Below are 17,533 nucleotides of genomic sequence, written 5' to 3'. Positions count from 1 at the left end.
CCGGCCGCCCCGGACGGCCGGCGCTATCCGCGCACCACTCCGAACAGCTCCGCGAACCGGCCCGTGAACAGGTCCTTCCCCTTGTACTCGCTGACCGCCGCCGCGGGCAGGATGACGGGCCCGTCCGGGGTGGGCACCTGGCCGACCCCGCCGCCGGGGCCGAGCGGCAGCAGGGCCGAGGGCACGGGCGAGGGCAGGTAGGTGGCCGTGGGCCGCTCGCCGCGGACCTGGGCGAGGACGTTCGCCGCGACCACCTCGGCGTGCTTCATGGCGTAGCCGGCCATCTTGGCCTCGGCGACGTCGGTGATGTCCCCGAGGGCGTAGATGTGGTCGTGGCCCTCGACGTTGAGGGTCTCGGTGACCGGGACCCGGCCCTGCGGGGTGCGGACGGCGACCCGGCCGTCGGCGAGGTAGTCGCCGTTGGTGCGCACGCCGTAGCAGCGGAACCAGATGTCGGCGGAGAGTTCGTCGCCGCCGGTGGTGGTCACGGTGAAGGACTTGGTCCGGCCCGGTTCGGACGGCGGCTGCTCCGTCAGGGCGGTGCCGAGCCGCAGCTCCACCCCGAGCGCGTCCAGCTGGCGGTGCAGTTCCTCTCGGAACTCCGGCAGGAAGCCGGGCACCAGCTGTTCGGCGGGGTCGGTGACGATGACGTGCTTGTCCGGCCAGACCGCCTTGATCTCGCCGGACAGTTCAAGACCGACCGGGCCGGCCCCGGCGATCAGCACCCTTTCTGCGGCGGCGAGTTCGGCGTGCGCCTCGCGGATGCGCTCCAGGGCCTCGCCGGAGAGATCGGTGTCCATCTTGGCCGGGAACGGATAGTCCGAGCCCGTGGCGAGCACCAGATAGGCGGCCGCTATCCGCTCCCCCGAGGCCAGGGTGACGCCGCCCGGGTCCACCGACACGGCCCGTTCGCGGCGTACCGTGCCCCGTCGCAGCAGCGTGTCGTAGGGGAAGAAGATCTGGTGCGCCCAGTCGGGCCGGACCAGCGCCCGGAGCGAGCCCGCCGCGTGCACGAACGCGTCCTTGGGGTCGACGAGCACGACATCGGCCTCCTCGTCGAGCGCCTTCGCGACCGCGGCGCCGCCGTATCCGCCGCCGATGACGACCACCGTGCGGTTCACGTTCCCGCCCTGCCCGTTTCCGTTCTCCGCATTCCCGTTTCCACTCTTCATGCTCTCCACTCCCGGCATCCGCATTAATCGTTCGCAACACGAACCATAGTAGTTCGCATCACGAACTGTGACGAGAGGTGTCGGCGATATCCGGCCACCGGACCCACGGCCGGGACGGCCGGTGCGACCGATGCGCCGGGGCCCCCGTGCCCGGGCGGCGCGTCTGCGACCATGGACGGGTGACTGAGAATCCGCGCGACACGCTGCAGGAGCAGACCTTCTACGAGCTGGTCGGCGGCGAGGAGACCTTCCGGCGCCTGGTCCACCGCTTCTACCAGGGCGTGGCCGGGGACCCGCTGCTGCGGCCGATGTACCCGGAGGAGGATCTGGGTCCGGCCGAGGAACGCTTCACGCTGTTCCTGATGCAGTACTGGGGCGGCCCCCGCACCTACAGCGACGAGCGCGGGCACCCGAGGCTGCGGATGCGGCACGCGCCGTTCCGGGTGGACCGCGCCGCGCACGACGCCTGGCTGAGCCATATGCGGGTGGCGCTGGACGAACTCGGCCTCGCCCCGGAGCACGAGCGGCAGCTGTGGGACTACCTCACGTACGCGGCCGCCTCCATGGTCAACACCGAAGGCTGAAACCCGATCGACGGTGTGCGGAATGCGGTACTCCACCGTCGGATATCGATCACAATCCCATCAAGGTCTACCCGTAAGCGGTTTCCAGCGGCGGCTGCCTTCTGAAAGCATCCGGCTGGGGCGTGTGTCGAAACACGCCCCACGGACGCGCCGGGGGGCGGGTGTGCGCAGTGAGCGGTGACTAGGGGGCCAGGTGACGGGGTTCGTCTTTCTGCGGGTGAGGGCCCATCGGCTCCTGCTCGCCGCGGCCGTCCTGGCCGTCCTCCTCACCACCTCGGTCCTGGCCGCCCTCACCGCCTTCTCCGGCTCCATCGGTGATGCCGCGCTGCGCCACACGCTCACCCACCGGTCGGCCGCCCCCGCCGCCCTCGTCATATCCGCGCAGGTGGAGCCCGACCGGCGGGAGGCCGCCGACGCGTCGGCGCGCAAGGCCGCCCACGACACGTTCGACGGCCTCCCCGTGACCGTACGGACGCTGGAGTCCTCCGGTCCTTACGCGCTGCCGCGCAGCCTCCAGGACCCCGCCGCCCGCCGCGGCGACCCCGATCTCACCCACTTCGCCGCCCTGGACCGCAGCCGGGTCCGGCTCACCGCGGGCCGGCCGCCGGCGGCCGGTGCGGGGAAGCCCGGCGATCCCGTGCAGGTCGCGCTCCCCGGTACCGCCGCCGACGCCCTCGGGCTGAAGCCGGGCGCCCGGCTCCGGCTCACCGACCGGCTCGGCGGCAAGCCGGTGCAGATCCTGGTCACCGGCCTCTACCAGGCCGCCGACCAGTCCGATCCGTACTGGCAGCTGGACGCACTCGGCGGGCGCGGCATCCGCAAGGTCGTCTTCACGACGTACGGCCCGCTGCTCACCGACCCGGCCGTGCTCGGCTCCGGCCGGACCAGCACCGGCGAGATGTCCTGGCTGGCGTCCGCCGACTTCCGGACCGTCACCACGGACCGGATGGACGCCCTGCACCACTCGGCGACCACCGGCCCGAAGGCCCTGCTCGCCTCGGCCGAGTTCCAGGACGGGGCGAGTGCCCAGACCTCGCTGCCCACCGTCATCGAGCAGGTCGACCGGGCCCTGCTGGTCTCCCGCTCGACGCTCACGATCGTGGCGGTGCAGCTGGTGCTGCTCGCCGGGTACGCCCTGCTGCTGGTGGCCCGGCTGCTCAGCAGCGAGCGCGGCGGGGAGACCGAACTGCTGCGGGCGCGCGGCGGATCGCGCGCCCGGATCACCTCGCTGGCCGCGATCGAGGCGCTGCTGCTCGCCCTGCCGGCCGCCGTCGTCGCCCCGTTGCTCGCCGGCCCCCTCACCCGGCTGCTCGCCGATCGCGGCGGACTCTCCCGGATCGGGCTGCGGCTCGACACCGGGGTCACCGGCCAGGTGTGGATCGTCGCGGCCGTCACCGCGCTGGCCTGTGCGCTCGCGGTCGTGGCGCCCGCGCTGGCCGCCAGCGCCGGGGGCAGGCGCTCCGCGCGCACCTCCGCGCTGCCGGCGCCGGTGCGGGCGGGTGCGGACATCGCCCTGCTGGCCATCGCGGCGGTCGCGTACTGGCAGCTGGACCGGCAGACCAAGGGCTCGGGCGGCGGTGCGCTCAGCGGGGACCGCGAGGGCGGCCTCGGCATCGATCCGCTGCTGGTGGCGGCGCCCGCGCTGGCGCTGCTCGCCGGCACCGTACTGACACTGCGTCTGCTGCCGCCGGCCGCCCGGCTCGCGGAACGCCGGGCGGCCGGCGGCCGGGGGCTGGCGACCGCGCTGGCCGGCTGGCAGTTCAGCCGCCGGCCCCTGCGCGGGGCCGGACCGGTGCTGCTGCTGGTGCTCGCGGTGGCGATGGGCATGCTGGCAGTCGGCCAGAGCGCGTCCTGGGACCGTTCGCAGAGCGACCAGGCGGACTTCAGGGCCGGTGCGTCGGTGCGCATGACCGGCGGGGTGAACGCGGACCCCGCGAAGTCCGGCGCGTACGCGACACTGCCCGGCGTACGGGACGCGGCGCCGGCCTTCCGCGCGTCGGTGGACCTCTCCGACGAGCGCACCGCCGAGGTCCTCGCCCTGGACACCGCGCACGCCGACGAGCACCTGCTGATGCGCGACGACCTCGGCGACGGTTCCGGGGACCGGCTGTTCGACTCGCTCGCCCCGCCCAGGACCGCACGCACCGGACTGCCGCTCCCGAAGAACAGCACCCGGCTCCGGTTCGACGTGCGGATCACCGCGGTCACCGCATCCGGCAGGCCCGCGCCGTCCGGCATGGCACCGCTGCTCTCCGTGGCACTGGAGGACCGCTACGGCCTGCCCTACCGGGTGGCCGTCGGTTCCGTGCCCGTCGACGGGAAGCCGCATCCCGTCTCGGTCGACGTGGCGGCCGCGGGCGAACTGGCCGTCACCGGCTTCGAGCTGGACGACAAGCAGCCCGTCGGCCGCGGGGAGTCGCACCGGCTCACCGTGAGCTCGCTGCGGGCGGCCGGTCCGGGCGGCGCCGAGCGGCCCGTCCCGGTCCCGGACGGCTTCCGCTGGCAGGCCGCCGTGTCCGCCGACGCGTTCGGCGAGGTGACCCCCGGCGGGGCCGTCACCCCGACCGCGTCGGCCGCGGCCCCGCTGGGCCTGGACTACCTCACGGGGTCCGTCACGGCCGAGGACGCGGTGTGGGCGGTTCCCACCCTCAACGTGCGGATCTCCGCGGCCCGCGCCAAGGCGCCCGCGCTCAAGGCGGTGGCCACGGACGCGTATCTGAAGGCGACCGGGGCGAAGCGGGGGCAGGACATCGACGTCACACTCGCCGGTGAGACGGTCCGGGTGAAGATCGTCAGGACCGTGCACCGGCTGCCGACCACGGGCCCCGGCTCGGGCTCCTCCCCGGCCTCCGCGGAGACCCAGCGGGCCCGGGACGGCGGCGCCCTGCTCCTCGACCTCCGGTCCCTGAGCCAGGTCTTCGCCGGACGCCCCAACGCCCGGCTGACCGCGACCGAATGGTGGCTGACCCCCGAGCAGGGCCGGACCGCGGAGGTCGCCGCCGCCCTCCGCAAGCAGCCCGACACCGACCCCGTACAGGTGCGGGTGCGCGACGAGATCGCCGAGGACCTGGTCAGCGATCCGCTGGGGGCCGGCCCGCAGTCCGCGCTGCTCGGGGTGGCCGTCATCGCCGCCGCACTGGCCGCGGTCGGCTTCGCCGTCGCCGCGGTCGGATCGCATCGGGAGCGGTCGGCCGAGTTCGCCGTGCTGCGGGCCCTGGGCACACCGCGCCGCCAGCTGGCCCGGATGACCGCTGCCGAACAAGGCGTACTGATCGCGATCGCGCTGATGGTCGGGGCCCTGCTCGGCGCCCTGCTCACCCGGGCCGTGGTGCCGCTGATCGTGCTGACCGGCCAGGCCGCGCAGCCGGTTCCCTCCGTGCTGGTGCAGCTACCGGCCGGGCAGGTGGCCGCGCTGCTGGCCGGAGTCGCCGCGCTGCCGCTGCTCATCGTCGCGGCCCTCGGCCGGGTCTGGAGTTCCCCGTCCGCGCCCCGGCGCCCGGCACGCACGCTCGCCGCACGGGGGCCCGGGACAGGTGGCTCCGCGACATGACCTGCGCCCCCGCACACCGATCTCACGCACCGACCGCCGCTGCGCCCACGCTCCGCGCGGACGCCGGGGAACTCCGGACCCGACCGGCCCTGCGCCGCGCCGACCAGGCGATAGCGCTGCGCACTCCAGGGGGACAACTGACATGAGCCCGCGTTCGAGAACCTCCCGCGCCGCGGCCGCCTGTGCCCCCTGGGTGCGCACCCGGCTGCGGACGGCCCCCGGCGCGGCCTGCGCGTTCGCCCTGCTGGTCGTGGTGACGGCGTTCCTCGCCGCCGCGTTCCCCCGGTCCGTCGACAGCTACGAGAACAAGGGGCTGCGCCACGACCTCGGCGCCGTCGACGCGACGCGCAGCGTCCTGGAGCTGAGCGGCCCCCAGCCGGGTCTGGAACTGCCCGTGAGCGCCCGCGAGTCGGCGGTGCGCGAGGCCACCCTGGCCTCCGTCCACCGGCGGATCCTGGCCGGCCTGCCCGATCCGGTGCGGGCCGACGCCTCCCAGTCCGCCTACGGGGTGCGCACCTCTGAGCCGATCGCGGCGGGCGAGCCGTGGTTCCCCCGCCCCTACGGCATCGATCCCGCCCTGACGTACGCCACCCAGTCCGCACTGCCCCAGCACTCCACCCTGCGCTCCGGGAAGTGGCCGGCCGTCCACGGCACGGTGTCCCTCACCACCAGGGAGGTCGAGGCCGCCGTCACCGAGCAGACCGCGAAGTCCCTGCGGATCAAGGCCGGTGCGACCGTCGCCGTCCCGACCCGGGGCGGCGACGCGCTGACGGTACGGATCACCGGCATCGTCACCCCGCGGGACCCCGAGGCCTCCTACTGGTCGGCCGAACCCCTGCTCCGCACCCCGTCCCTGGTCGCCAAGCCCACCAAGGAAACCCCCCGCTACTACTGGATCGCCGCCCTGCTGCTCCCGCCGGACGCCGGGCCCGCCCTGCTCGCCACCACCGGCCAGCCGGAGCTGTACTGGCGGATCGCGCCGGACGGTTCGCGGCTCACCGCGCTCGACGTGCCGGAGCTGCGCACCGCGGTGGCCTCCTTGGAGGGCGGCCCCGAGCTGCTGAAGATGCGCGGGGTGGCCGGTGACACGGTCACGGTGTCGACCGACCTGGACGAGGTCCTGACGGCGTTCGACGGGATACGGGCCGCGATCGAGCCGGTCGTCACGGTCGCCGCCGTCGGCATCGGGGCCGTCGCCGCCGTCGTGCTTCTGATGACGGGCGGTCTGCTGGCCGCCCGCCGCCACGCCGAACTGGCGCTGCTGCGGGCCCGCGGCGGTTCGCTGACCGGCATCGGGGGCCGGCTGCTCGCCGAGACCGCGGTGACGGCGGTGCCCGCGGCGGCACTGGGTCTGCTGCTCGCGGTCCTGGCCGTCGGCGAGGCCCGGCTGTGGCCCGCGGCGGTGGGCGCCGCCTCGGTCGCCGTCCTCGTCTGCGTCGCGCTCCCGCTGCGGACGACACTGCTGCACCGCACCCCGCAACTGCACGGCGGCCGCGACGACCTGGTGTCGGCCCGGCCCTCCCGGCGGCGTACCGTCGCCGAACTCACCCTGCTGGTACTGGCCGTCGGCGCCGTCGCCGCGCTGCGCCGGCGCGGCACCGACAGTGCCGGCGGCACCGACCTGCTGGTCAGCGCGGCCCCGGTACTGGTCGGGCTGATCGCGGCCGTGGTCCTCGTCCGGCTCTACCCGCTGCCGCTGCGGCTCGCCCTGCGGTCCGTGTCCCGGCTGCGCGGCGCGGTCGGCTTCCTGTCGCTGGCCCGCGCCGGACGCACCTCGGCCGCCGGCACCCTGCCGCTGCTCGCGCTGCTGGTCGCACTGACGACGGCGGCGTTCGGCGGTTCGGTCCTCGCGGGGGTCGCGGACGCCCGGGACGACGCGGCGGTCCTCGCCACCGGCGCCGACGCCCGGATCAGCGGCCAGGCCGACTCCGTCCCCCTGTCGGACGGTCTGATCCGCGCGGTGGAGAAGACGGACGGCGTACGGGACGTGGCCCGGGTCCAGATCGAGTACGGGGTCGCGCTGCCACCGCCCGAGAGCGGCTTCGAGGACGCCAAGGGGGCCACCCTGATCGGTGTCGACCCGGTCTCGTACGCCCGGCTGGCCCGCTCCACCGGCGTCGGCACCTTCGCCGCCGACCGGCTGAAGGCGACCGGCCCCACGACGCCCGAGGGCGAGCTGCCGTCGAAGGACCGGGTACTCCCGGTCCTCGTACCGCCGTCCGTCGCCGCGCGTCTGGGCGACAAGCCGCGCGATCTCCAGTCGCTGGCCGGGGACTTCAAGGTGCGGGTCGCGGGGACGGTGGCGCGGACGCCCGCCGTCAACGACAGCTCGTTCATCGTCGTGAACGCCGCCGCGCTCACCCACCGGCAGACCACCGCGCTGCTGCTCACCGGCGACCGGCTGGACACGAAGGCGCTGCGCGCGGCGGCCCGGCAGCCGGGCGAGGACTTCACCGTGCAGCTGCGCGCCGAGGAGCGTGCCACGTACGTCGACACGCCCATGCAGACGGGCGCGGAGCGGATCTACACGGCGGCGATCGCGGCCGGCGCCGGATACGCGCTGCTCGCCGTCCTGCTCTCGCTGCTCCAGACCGCCCCGGAGCGCACCACGCTGCTGGCGCGGCTGCGCACCATGGGTCTCACCTCCCGGCAGGGCGGCCGGCTCCTCGGCTTCGAGGCCATGCCGCAGGCCCTGCTGGCCGCCGGGGGCGGGCTCCTGGTGAGCTGGGCGACCATCGCCCTGCTGGCACCGGGCGTCGATCTGGTGCGCCTGGCACTCTCGTCCGGCCCCGGCTCCGGCCTGCTGGACACCGCACCGCTGCGGACCGATCCGTGGTCGCTGGTCCTGCCGGCGCTGGGCGTGATCGTGCTCGCCGCGGTGGTGGCCGGTGTGCAGGCCTGGTGGGCCGGCCGCCGTGGATCGATCACCGAACTCAGGGCAGGAGACTCCCGATGACGACGCCGTCGACCGATTCCACGCTGGCGGAGCTCGAACAGCGGGCCACCGCCCGCCGCGACCGCCCCTCCTACGGCCACGACGCGCTGATCGCCTGCGACCGGCTGGTCCGGATCTTCACCACGGACGGGGTGGAGGTGCAGGCCCTCCAGGGGCTCGATCTGCTGGTCACCGAGGGCGAGTTGCTGGCCCTGGTCGGGGCGTCCGGCAGCGGCAAGTCGACCCTGATGAACATCCTGGCGGGCCTGGACGAACCCACGGCGGGGGCGGCGAAGGTCGCGGGCTGCGATCTCCTCTCCATGGGCCAGAAGGAACGCCTCCGCTACCGCCGGGACGTCGTCGGCTTCGTCTGGCAGCAGACCTCCCGCAACCTGCTCCCCTACCTGACCGCGATCCAGAACGTCACGCTGCCGATGCAGCTGCGCGGCCGCGGCCGCAACCGCGAACGGACCGCGCGTGCCGAGTCGTTGCTGAAGATGCTGGAGGTCGCGGACTGCCGCGACCGGCGTCCGCAGCAGATGTCGGGCGGTCAGCAGCAGCGGGTGGCCATCGCGGTCTCGCTGGCCAACTCCCCCTCGGTGCTGCTCGCCGACGAGCCGACCGGTGAGCTGGACTCGGCCACCGGCGAGCAGGTCTTCGCCGCGTTCCGCCGCGCCAACGAGGAGCTCGGCACGACCATCGTGATCGTCACGCACGACCAGGCGGTCGCGAACGAGGTCCGCCGCACGGTCGCCATCCGCGACGGCCGGACCTCCTTCGAGGTGCTGCGCCGCACGGAGGTGGACGCGGCGACCGGCCAGGAGTCCCAGGTGGCGCGCGAGTACGCGATGCTCGACCGGGCGGGCCGGCTGCAACTGCCCGCGGACTACACGGAGGCGCTGGGCATGGAGCACCGCGTGATGCTGGAACTGGAGCAGGACCACATAGGCGTGTGGCCGGACGGCTCCGGACCGGAGTGAGACGGGCCCGCTGCGGGCCCCCTATAGGATCCGCGCATGACGACGACCGAACGCGAGATCACCGGCCCGGTCGACCTCTGCCTGCCCGACGGTGGTCTGAACCCGGCCGCGGTCGGCTGGTCCCGGGTGCCGCTGCACCGCGCCAATCTGCGCGGCTGGGGCCGGACGAAGCGCTGGGAGTACTGGTGCGTGACGACACCCACGCACCTGGTGGCACTGACCGTCAGTGATCTCGACTTCCTCGCCCTGAACACCGTCTACCTGCTCGAATACACACCGGGCGGGCTCGAACTGGAGCGCACCGCGATCATCCGCGGCGGCTTCGGCGCCGGACTCCCGGACACCGTGGCGGGCGCCCCCGGCTCCAGGGACGCGGTGGTGGGCCCCGAGCGTCCGTCGGGCGGCAAGGTGCGCATCGAGATCCGCGACGAGAACGCCGGCACCCGTCTGAGGGCCCGCTGCCTGACCGCGGACAAGCTGCCCGTGGAGGTCGACCTGCTGGTCGCCCGTCCCGCGGGGCACGAGTCGCTGTCGGTCGTCGTGCCGTGGAGCGGACAGCGCTTCCAGTACACCTCCAAACACACCGCGCTCCCCGCGTCGGGCCGGGTCCGGATCGGCACCGAGTTCCTGGAGTTCGACGGGGACGACACCTGGGCGGTCCTGGACCACGGCCGCGGCCGCTGGCCGCGCACGGTCGACTGGAACTGGGGCGCCGCCTCCGGACGCACCGGCGGTCACACGGTGGGCCTCCAGTTCGGCGGCCGCTGGACGGCGGGCACGGGCTCCACGGAGAACGGGCTGTGCGTGGACGGCCGGCTCACCAAGATCGGCGAGGAGCTGGACTGGCGCTGGACGCCGGCGGACCACCTCGCGCCCTGGACCATCCGTACGCCGTCGTCCGGCCAGGTGGACCTGACGTTCACCCCGTTCCACAACCGGTCGACACGCACGGAGACCGGATTGATCGCCAACCGCACGGACCAGTGCTTCGGCCACTACGACGGGCGGATCCGCACGGACGGCGGCACGGAGATCGCGGTGGAGCGGCTGCTGGGCTGGGCGGAGGACGTCCACATGCGCTGGTGAGGGAACGCACTCACCGGACGGCGCGGGCGAGAACCTACCCGCCAACGGAGAAGGCGAGGCTCCCCAGTCCACCGGCGGCGCCCGCGCGCCGCAGCGCGATCGAGCCGTACGGGGTACGGAGCCGCAGCCACGCCCCCGCAGCCAGCAGGGCCACGGGGAAATCGGGGGCGGCACGCAGAAAACCGAGCGCCTGGGCCGCGTGCACGGCACGCAGCGGAAGCTCCGTGCCACCGACGGTCCGCGACCAGATGTCGCGCCCGATGAGATCGCGCTCCGCCCGCGTGCGCCGGTCCTCCGGCAGGGCCTCGTCGCGGGCACGGAACTCGGCGACGGCATCGGTGAGAGATGCGCGCAGGGAGGGCGGGCCCGGCAGCCCGGACTGCTCCTCCCAGCCGCCGCGCGGAGGAAGGACGCCCGTCCACGGCGGACCGGTGACCGGCGCGGGGACGGCACCGGAACCGGTCGACTCCTCCAGTGATTCGAGGAGCTCACCGGCGGACACGGTGACGTCGAAGTCGTACGTGTCGGCGAGCCGCACGGCCCGGATCGCCAGCACCTCGAACGACGGCGGCCGGCCGAACACGGCGAGCGCACCGCCGCCGGCCTGCAGCCGTACGGCCGCGGCGCGGTCGTAGTGGAGCAGCCGTCCGAGGAAGGCCGCAAGATCTGCGGCCTCCCTCGCGTCGGCGAACTGCAGGGACTGCACGGGTGCGGTCATGCCGCGGCGGGCTCCTCGGCCAGGTACTTCTGGAGGAAGAGCTTCTCCTCGGCGGTGATCCGCCGGGGCCGCTCCTCGGCCAGGTCGTACGGCACGACGATGGTCGACGCCCGTACGTACACCTGCTCCGGGTCCTTGATCTCGTAGGCGATCGTCAGGGACGCGGCACCTATCTTCGTGACCCAGGACTCGACGGTCACCGGCGCGTGCCGGTGGACCAGGGGCCGCACGTAGTCGATCTCGTGCCGGGCCACGACGGAACCGCCCGAGAAGGACGGCGAGCCGTCCCCCGGCGCCAGCCGGAACATGAAGTCGATGCGCGCCTCCTCCAGGTAGCGGAGGAAGACCACGTTGTTCACGTGGCCGAAGGCATCCATGTCCGACCAGCGCAGCGGGCAGCTGTAGATGTGACGAGCCAAGACGATCAGCCTCGCGTGAGCTTCTTGTACGTGGCACGGTGCGGACGGGCCGCGTCCGCACCGAGACGCTCGATCTTGTTCTTCTCGTACGACTCGAAGTTGCCCTCGAACCAGTACCACTTGGACTCGCCCTCGTAGGCGAGGATGTGAGTGGCGACGCGGTCCAGGAACCAACGGTCGTGGGAGATGACCACGGCCGCACCGGGGAACTCCAGCAGCGCGTTCTCGAGCGAGGACAGGGTCTCGACGTCGAGGTCGTTGGTGGGCTCGTCGAGGAGCAGCAGGTTGCCGCCCTCCTTGAGCGTCAGCGCGAGGTTCAGACGGTTGCGCTCACCACCGGAGAGCACACCGGCCGGCTTCTGCTGGTCCGGCCCCTTGAAGCCGAACGCGGAGACGTAGGCCCGCGAGGGCATCTCGACCTGGCCCACGTTGATGTAGTCCAGCTCGTCCGACACGACGGCCCAGAGGGTCTTCTTCGGGTCGATGTTGGCGCGGCTCTGGTCGACGTAACTGATCTTGACCGTGTCGCCGACCTTGATGGAGCCGGCGTCCGGCGTCTCCAAGCCCTGGATCATCTTGAACAGCGTGGTCTTGCCCGCACCGTTCGGGCCGATGACGCCGACGATGCCGTTGCGCGGCAGCGTGAACGACAGGTCGTCGATGAGGACCTTGTCGCCGAAGGCCTTCGAGAGGTTCTCCACCTCGACGACGATGGAACCGAGCCGCGGGCCCGGCGGAATCTGGATCTCCTCGAAGTCCAGCTTCCGCATCTTGTCCGCCTCGGCCGCCATCTCCTCGTACCGGGCGAGACGCGCCTTGGACTTGGTCTGGCGCCCCTTGGCGTTCGACCGCACCCACTCCAGCTCTTCCTTGAGCCGCTTCTGCCGCTTCTCGTCCTTGCGGCCCTCGACCTTGAGGCGGGTGGCCTTCTTCTCCAGGTACGTGGAGTAGTTGCCCTCGTACGGAATGGCGCGGCCGCGGTCGAGCTCCAGGATCCACTCGGCGACGTTGTTCAGGAAGTACCGGTCGTGGGTGACGGCCACCACGGCGCCCGCGTACTTCGAGAGGTGCTGCTCCAGCCAGTTCACCGACTCGGCGTCGAGGTGGTTGGTGGGCTCGTCGAGCAGCAGCAGGTCCGGCGCCTCGATCAGCAGCTTGCAGAGCGCGACACGGCGCTTCTCACCACCGGAGAGGTTCGTGACGGCCCAGTCCCCGGGCGGGCACCCGAGCGCGTCCATGGCCTGCTCCAGCTGAGCATCCAGGTCCCACGCGTTGGCGTGGTCCAGGTCCTCCTGGAGCTTGCCCATCTCGTCCATGAGCGCGTCGGAGTAGTCGGTCGCCATGAGCTCGGCGACCTCGTTGAACCGCTTGAGCTTGCCCATGATCTCGGCAGCGCCGTCCTGGACGTTCTCCAGTACGGTCTTCGCCTCGTCGAGCTTGGGCTCCTGCATGAGGATGCCGACGCTGAACCCGGGCGACAGGAAGGCATCACCGTTGGACGGCTGCTCCAGGCCCGCCATGATCTTCAGCACCGTGGACTTACCGGCACCGTTGGGACCCACCACACCGATCTTCGCGCCGGGCAGGAAGCTCAGCGTCACGTCGTCAAGGATGACCTTGTCGCCGTGCGCCTTGCGTGTCTTGCGCATCGTGTAGATGTACTCAGCCAAGAGAAACCGTCCGGCAATCGATGAGTGGGCAGATACACCCCATCTTGCCTGACTGCCACCTCTTGACGGAAACCCGTATCGGTGGGTGGGCCTGACCTGGCCGTACGCCTGACTGCGGTTGTAGGCGAACTGTCACCGGCTGTCGCGTTCGGTCACGGTCGCCCGACAGTCCTCACGCGTGCCCCGGCCCGCGGGCCCCGAAGCAACGCGCTCGGAGAGCGTCGCGAGCAGCCCCGCTCACACACCAGCTACGCACGAGCCATATGCGGGCATTCAGGTACCAAACGGCTAGGGTCGAGCGGTGAGTCGAATCGAGAGGACCGCCGAGGGTGCGGGGCCGTTCACGACGCGGCTGACCTGGCGCCTCGATGACGGCGGCACTGCGGTCTGGGAGTCCCGGCGGGCGCGCAAGCGCGGGCTGCTCACCGTGCGGGGGGCCGGCGATCGCGAACCCCGCTCCCGTAGGGCGGACAGCGCGTCGGTCAGTCGTCTCCGCAGGCTGAATGCCATCGCGGCGAGTGCGTTCGCGGTGGGTGGGGGCCTCTTCGCCTTCGGGGCCGGTGTCGCACAGTTCGGCGCAGGTGATGCGACGGGAGCCTGGATCTACTTCGCCGGCGGCCTGTTCTTCAACACGGGCGGCTACGTGTCGCTTCTCCAGGCGGTCAACGCCCCTCGCCAGGACGACGGAGCCGGGGCGCTTGCCGCGCGGCGATGGAGATGGTGGAGCTACGAGCCCGGCCGGATCGACTGGCTGAGTACCTTCCTGCTGTTCGTGGGCACGCTTGTGTTCGGCATCAACTTGCTGAGCTCCCTGTTGCAGGGGCTCTCGGTGCAGCAGGTGAACCGGCTGATCTGGGCCCCTGACCTGGTCGGGTGCTCCCTGTTCCTCGTCTCGGGGCATCTGGCCCTGGTGGAGGTCTGCCACGGCCGGCCGGGAATCCGGCCCCGCGATCTCGGCTGGTGGATCGTCGCGGTCAACCAGCTCGGGTCCGTGCTCTTCATGGTCGCGGCACTGGCCGACTTCACCCGCCCTGCCACGGCGAGCGTCTTGAACGACGACATCGCCAACTGGGGCACCCTCACGGGAGCACTGTGTTTCTCCGCTGGAGGGGTGCTCCAGCATTTCGAGCGTCCGTGAACTCCCGCTCAGGACGTGCTCGACGGACTCCGGTGAAGGCCGAGGGAGTGTCCAGGAGCCGGCGCGAGTCAGGGCGGGTCCGGAGCCGGCGCCCGGTCGGCCAGAGCCGAATGCAGGGAGCACCCCCCGGGCAGGATGGCAGCGGAGGGCCGGGCCGTCTTCTGGGGGGACACCATGGGCAGCACCACGCTTGCGCTCGTCGTTGCGACAGTCGGCGTAACCGGCACCCTGCTCTCACCGCTTCTCGCACAACGAGTGGTCGCACGCGTCCAGGCGGAACAGTTCGATCGTGAGCAACGAGCGGCTCACGCCCAGTGGCTTCGCGAGCAGCAGGTTTCGGAGCTGATCCGTCGACGCGACTGCTACGTGACGGTCAACGCGGCCTTCCGTCTCTACCGGACACGTCTGATGGACTTCCTCTGGGACTTCGACAGGGGGCAGGCCACCCCGGAGGGACGAGAGGCTGTCGAGGAGGCGAGACGCGACCATCATTCGACGTTCGCCGAGGCCCAGCTGATCGTGTCCGGGACGGTACTGGTCGAGCTGGACGGTATGACCGCGGCGCTGTCGGAGGTGTACCGCCGGATCATGTCTCTGGCGGAAGGACACCCGGACGCCGATGGCTCCTTCGAGGAGATCCGGGCAACGGACTTCCCGCTGCTCTGGGAACGATGGGACCACATGCGCAATGTCATGCGAGCGGATCTGGGAGTGGGGCCGGGCCCAGAGGGTCGTCCTCCGGCCGGCTCCTAGCGACCTCGTACCGCGCGGGCCGCGGTCCCGCTCGCGCACCGCGGGATTCCGGCCCGAATACGCCACTGCCCCGGCCGGCCGAAGCCGTACGGGGCAGTGGTCAGGGCGTCGTGCCGTGCGCCTGGCGGGGGTGCTCGTTACTCGCCGGTGGACTGGTCCTTGCGGCGGCGGAGGAAGAAGACCGCGCCGCCGCCGATGACGACCAGGGCGATCGCGATGCCCGCGATGATCGGGGTGGCGTTGGAGCTTCCGGTCTCGGCCAGGTTGCCTTCGGCGCCGGCCGTGCTGCCGCCTGCCGTGGCGGTGGTCGTGACGGGCTGGTCGGCCGTCTGGACGTCGAGGCCGCCGGTGTCCGTGCCGGTCGTCTTGCAGTCCAGGACGCCCTTGAAGGTGCGGGTGAAGCCGCCCGGGCCGGTGACCGTGACGTCGTACGCCTGGTCCTCGGCCACCGGGACGGTCACCGTCTCCGACTTGCCGGGCTGCACGGTGTGCTGTGCGCCGGCCAGGTCGAAGGTGAAGGGGGCGTCGCCCTTGTTGCTCGCGGTGACGTCCACGCCGCCCTTGGCGCAGTTCTTCTTCGCGGTCACCGCGGGGATCGCGCCCTTGCCCGCCCAGGTGGCGGTGGCGGTCGCGGAGACCGTGGACTCGCTGGAGCCGGCCAGGATCTGGGTCTGGCTCTTGGTGGCGCCGGCGAAGGCCCGTCCGACGGGGACCGAGGTGGTGGCCTGGACGGTCAGGGACGCGGAACCGTCCGCCGCGTCGGCCGGCACGTCGAAGAAGAGCTGGGAGCCGTTGGCCGCCGTGGTGACGGCCTTGCCCTTCTTGTCGGTGATCTTCACGCCGCTGGCGGAGTCGGCGGGCGGGGTCACGGAGACCTGTCCGGCGTTGGTGCGGACGGTGACCGGGCCGATCCGCTCACCGGAGCGGCCGGACACCGCGCCCGGGTCCAGGGCCAGGGACGCCTTGGGTTCGGCGGTGTCGGTGGCGGACTTCTCCAGCCAGTCGGCGAGCTTCTCCGCCTGGGCGTCGGATGCCCTGACGTCGGCGTCGTCCGAGTAGCGCCAGATGGCCACCTGCGTGCCGGCCGCCGCGGTGCGCTCGGTGAGGGGGCCCGTCCCGGCCTCCTTCGCGAGTGCCTGGAGGTCGTCCGTCTGCGGGTAGGAGTGCTCCAGGATCCAGCGGATCCGGCCGGCGTTCTTGTTGGCGCCGAGCGAGGTCTGGTTCCAGGGGGTCTCCAGGTACTTGGCCTGGTCCTGGGTGGGGTTGTGGATGTCGATGCAGTAGGTCTTGAGCTTGCCGCCGCCGTCGACCGTCATCTCGAAGAGCCCGGCGGGCAGCTGCTGGTCCTTGCCGTCCGTGCGGAGGACCGCGGTGTCGAAGGTCTTCAGCCCGTCCAGGGCCGCGGTCGCGCCGCCCTGGTGCTGCGGTGCCTCGTCGGCGACGGCGCCGCCCGCGCCGGCGAGGGCGCCGGCCATGACCAGAGCGGATGCCAGCACCCCGACGGCCAGTCGGGCTGCGCCCGAGCCCCGTCGTGTGCCGGCCGTCGCCGAGGATGACGAAGCGGTCGCTGAAGAAGCAGAAAACACAGAATTCCCCTCCGGGCGAGACCCTCACGCCCGGTGCGCGTGCAGGGGAATGTCCCGCCAGCCGACTCAAGTGCCCTGTGAGTACTGAGGAATCCTAAGGACCGGGCGATGCACAGTCCCCCGTCATACCGTCCGACAACCATTCCGAATCGGAATCGTTATCCCGGGTAACGTCCCGGGTCCGGGCCCGGAACCCCTCCCGAGCCCGGAGCACGTCTCGCCCGCCAGGTGGTTCGTCAGGCGGTTTTTCAGGGGGTTCGTCAGGGGGCGGAAACCAGCTCGGGGGCAGGCTTCTGACGTGTCGTCCGGCGTCGTGTCGGCGGCCGTTCCGGCCGGCCGGCCGTTGTCGGCTCGTCCTCCGGGGCCCGTGGCGGTGCCTGAGCCGTCGTCTCCGCTGCCGCCGTCTCCGCCGGTGGCTTCGGCCTGCCCTGGCCGTCCCGTACCGCCCACTGGTCCGGCTCGCCGGTCACCGTGCGCCCGGTCCGGGCCGTCAGGCCCGGGTCGCCCCTGACCACGCGCCGGAACGCCGCCGTCCCCCGGGTCAGATCGTGTCCCACCGCCATCGCCTCGATGTCCACGAACGTCCGGCGCTGCCCCTCCCGCTCCTCCTCACGCACCTTCAGCCTGCCGTGCACCACCAGCGGTTCCCCGACGGAAACGGAACCCGACAGATTCGATGCCAGGGTGCGCCAGGCCCACACGGTGTAGAAGCTGGTGTGCCCGTCCGTCCAGAGCTCCTTCTCCCGGTCCCAGCGCCTCGGCGTCACCGCGAACCGGAATCGCGCCATTCCCCCGCTCGCGGTGTCCCGGAACTCCACACCGGTCGCCGCATTCCCCACCAGCGTCACCAAGGTCTCGTTCATGACTCCGCCTCCCCTTCGGTCCGGATTCAGTGACCGCACCCTTGCGTCCGGTCACTGATCCCATGCTGAAGGGGAGGCG

General features: G+C 72.3%; 13 protein-coding genes. 7 read left to right on the top strand and 6 right to left on the bottom strand.

Annotated features, from left to right (window positions below):
* Nucleotides 1–23 precede the first annotated feature (23 nt).
* Nucleotides 24–1,172 (bottom strand): FAD-dependent oxidoreductase, encoded by a 1,149-nt coding sequence (locus OG521_26140; protein WUW24062.1) that lies wholly within the window; start codon nt 1,170–1,172, stop codon nt 24–26.
* A gap of 179 nt (nt 1,173–1,351) precedes the next feature.
* Here OG521_26140 and OG521_26135 point away from each other — a divergent pair, with 179 nt between their 5' ends.
* From OG521_26135 to OG521_26115, 5 genes are all read left to right on the top strand, one after another.
* Nucleotides 1,352–1,756 carry a globin gene (locus tag OG521_26135; GenBank protein WUW24061.1) on the top strand — a complete coding sequence of 135 codons (405 nt, stop codon included), beginning with the start codon at nt 1,352–1,354 and terminating at the stop codon, nt 1,754–1,756.
* Nucleotides 1,757–1,949: 193 nt separating this feature from the next.
* Nucleotides 1,950–5,306, top strand: coding sequence for an ABC transporter permease (locus tag OG521_26130; protein WUW24060.1), 3,357 nt, complete (start codon nt 1,950–1,952; stop codon nt 5,304–5,306).
* A gap of 142 nt (nt 5,307–5,448) precedes the next feature.
* Nucleotides 5,449–8,262: an ABC transporter permease gene (locus OG521_26125; GenBank protein ID WUW24059.1), complete on the top strand. Its 2,814-nt coding sequence runs from the start codon at nt 5,449–5,451 to the stop codon at nt 8,260–8,262.
* Nucleotides 8,259–9,221 (top strand): ABC transporter ATP-binding protein, encoded by a 963-nt coding sequence (locus OG521_26120; GenBank protein WUW24058.1) that lies wholly within the window; start codon nt 8,259–8,261, stop codon nt 9,219–9,221. Before OG521_26125 ends, OG521_26120 begins: the two co-directional genes overlap by 4 nt.
* Before the next feature lie 36 nt (nt 9,222–9,257).
* Nucleotides 9,258–10,307 carry a DUF2804 domain-containing protein gene (locus tag OG521_26115; GenBank protein WUW24057.1) on the top strand — a complete coding sequence of 350 codons (1,050 nt, stop codon included), beginning with the start codon at nt 9,258–9,260 and terminating at the stop codon, nt 10,305–10,307.
* Nucleotides 10,308–10,341: 34 nt separating this feature from the next.
* Here the strand turns inward: OG521_26115 and OG521_26110 are convergent, their stop codons facing one another.
* From OG521_26110 to ettA, 3 genes are read right to left on the bottom strand one after another with little or no spacing between them, the layout of a single operon-like run.
* Complete coding sequence (locus OG521_26110; protein ID WUW24056.1) at nt 10,342–11,025, bottom strand: hypothetical protein; 684 nt, start codon at nt 11,023–11,025, stop codon at nt 10,342–10,344.
* Nucleotides 11,022–11,444, bottom strand: a complete 423-nt coding sequence (locus OG521_26105; protein ID WUW24055.1) for an acyl-CoA thioesterase — start codon at nt 11,442–11,444, stop codon at nt 11,022–11,024. The genes OG521_26110 and OG521_26105 overlap by 4 nt, the downstream gene beginning before the upstream one ends.
* A 5-nt stretch (nt 11,445–11,449) precedes the next feature.
* Entirely contained in the window at nt 11,450–13,114 is a 1,665-nt protein-coding gene (gene ettA, locus OG521_26100; protein WUW24054.1) for an energy-dependent translational throttle protein EttA, read from the bottom strand.
* 301 nt (nt 13,115–13,415) lie between these two features.
* Here ettA and OG521_26095 point away from each other — a divergent pair, with 301 nt between their 5' ends.
* Nucleotides 13,416–14,252 carry a hypothetical protein gene (locus OG521_26095; GenBank protein WUW24053.1) on the top strand — a complete coding sequence of 279 codons (837 nt, stop codon included), beginning with the start codon at nt 13,416–13,418 and terminating at the stop codon, nt 14,250–14,252.
* 174 nt (nt 14,253–14,426) lie between these two features.
* Nucleotides 14,427–15,005, top strand: coding sequence for a hypothetical protein (locus OG521_26090; GenBank protein ID WUW24052.1), 579 nt, complete (start codon nt 14,427–14,429; stop codon nt 15,003–15,005).
* A 137-nt stretch (nt 15,006–15,142) separates the two neighbouring features.
* Here the strand turns inward: OG521_26090 and OG521_26085 are convergent, their stop codons facing one another.
* Both OG521_26085 and OG521_26080 read right to left on the bottom strand, forming a co-directional pair.
* The gene (locus OG521_26085) at nt 15,143–16,591 is read right to left on the bottom strand and encodes a Cys-Gln thioester bond-forming surface protein (GenBank protein ID WUW24051.1); all 1,449 of its coding nucleotides are present in this window, start codon (nt 16,589–16,591) and stop codon (nt 15,143–15,145) included.
* A 260-nt stretch (nt 16,592–16,851) separates the two neighbouring features.
* On the bottom strand, nt 16,852–17,454 hold the full coding sequence (locus tag OG521_26080; GenBank protein ID WUW24050.1) for a single-stranded DNA-binding protein: 603 nt from the start codon (nt 17,452–17,454) through the stop codon (nt 16,852–16,854).
* Nucleotides 17,455–17,533 lie beyond the last annotated feature (79 nt).

It is taken from the genome of Streptomyces sp. NBC_01463, from assembly GCA_036227345.1.
Taxonomy (GTDB): Bacteria; Actinomycetota; Actinomycetes; order Streptomycetales; family Streptomycetaceae; genus Streptomyces.
The sequence above is the reverse complement of the archived record's forward strand: the minus strand, read 5'-3'. Positions and strand labels throughout refer to the sequence as shown.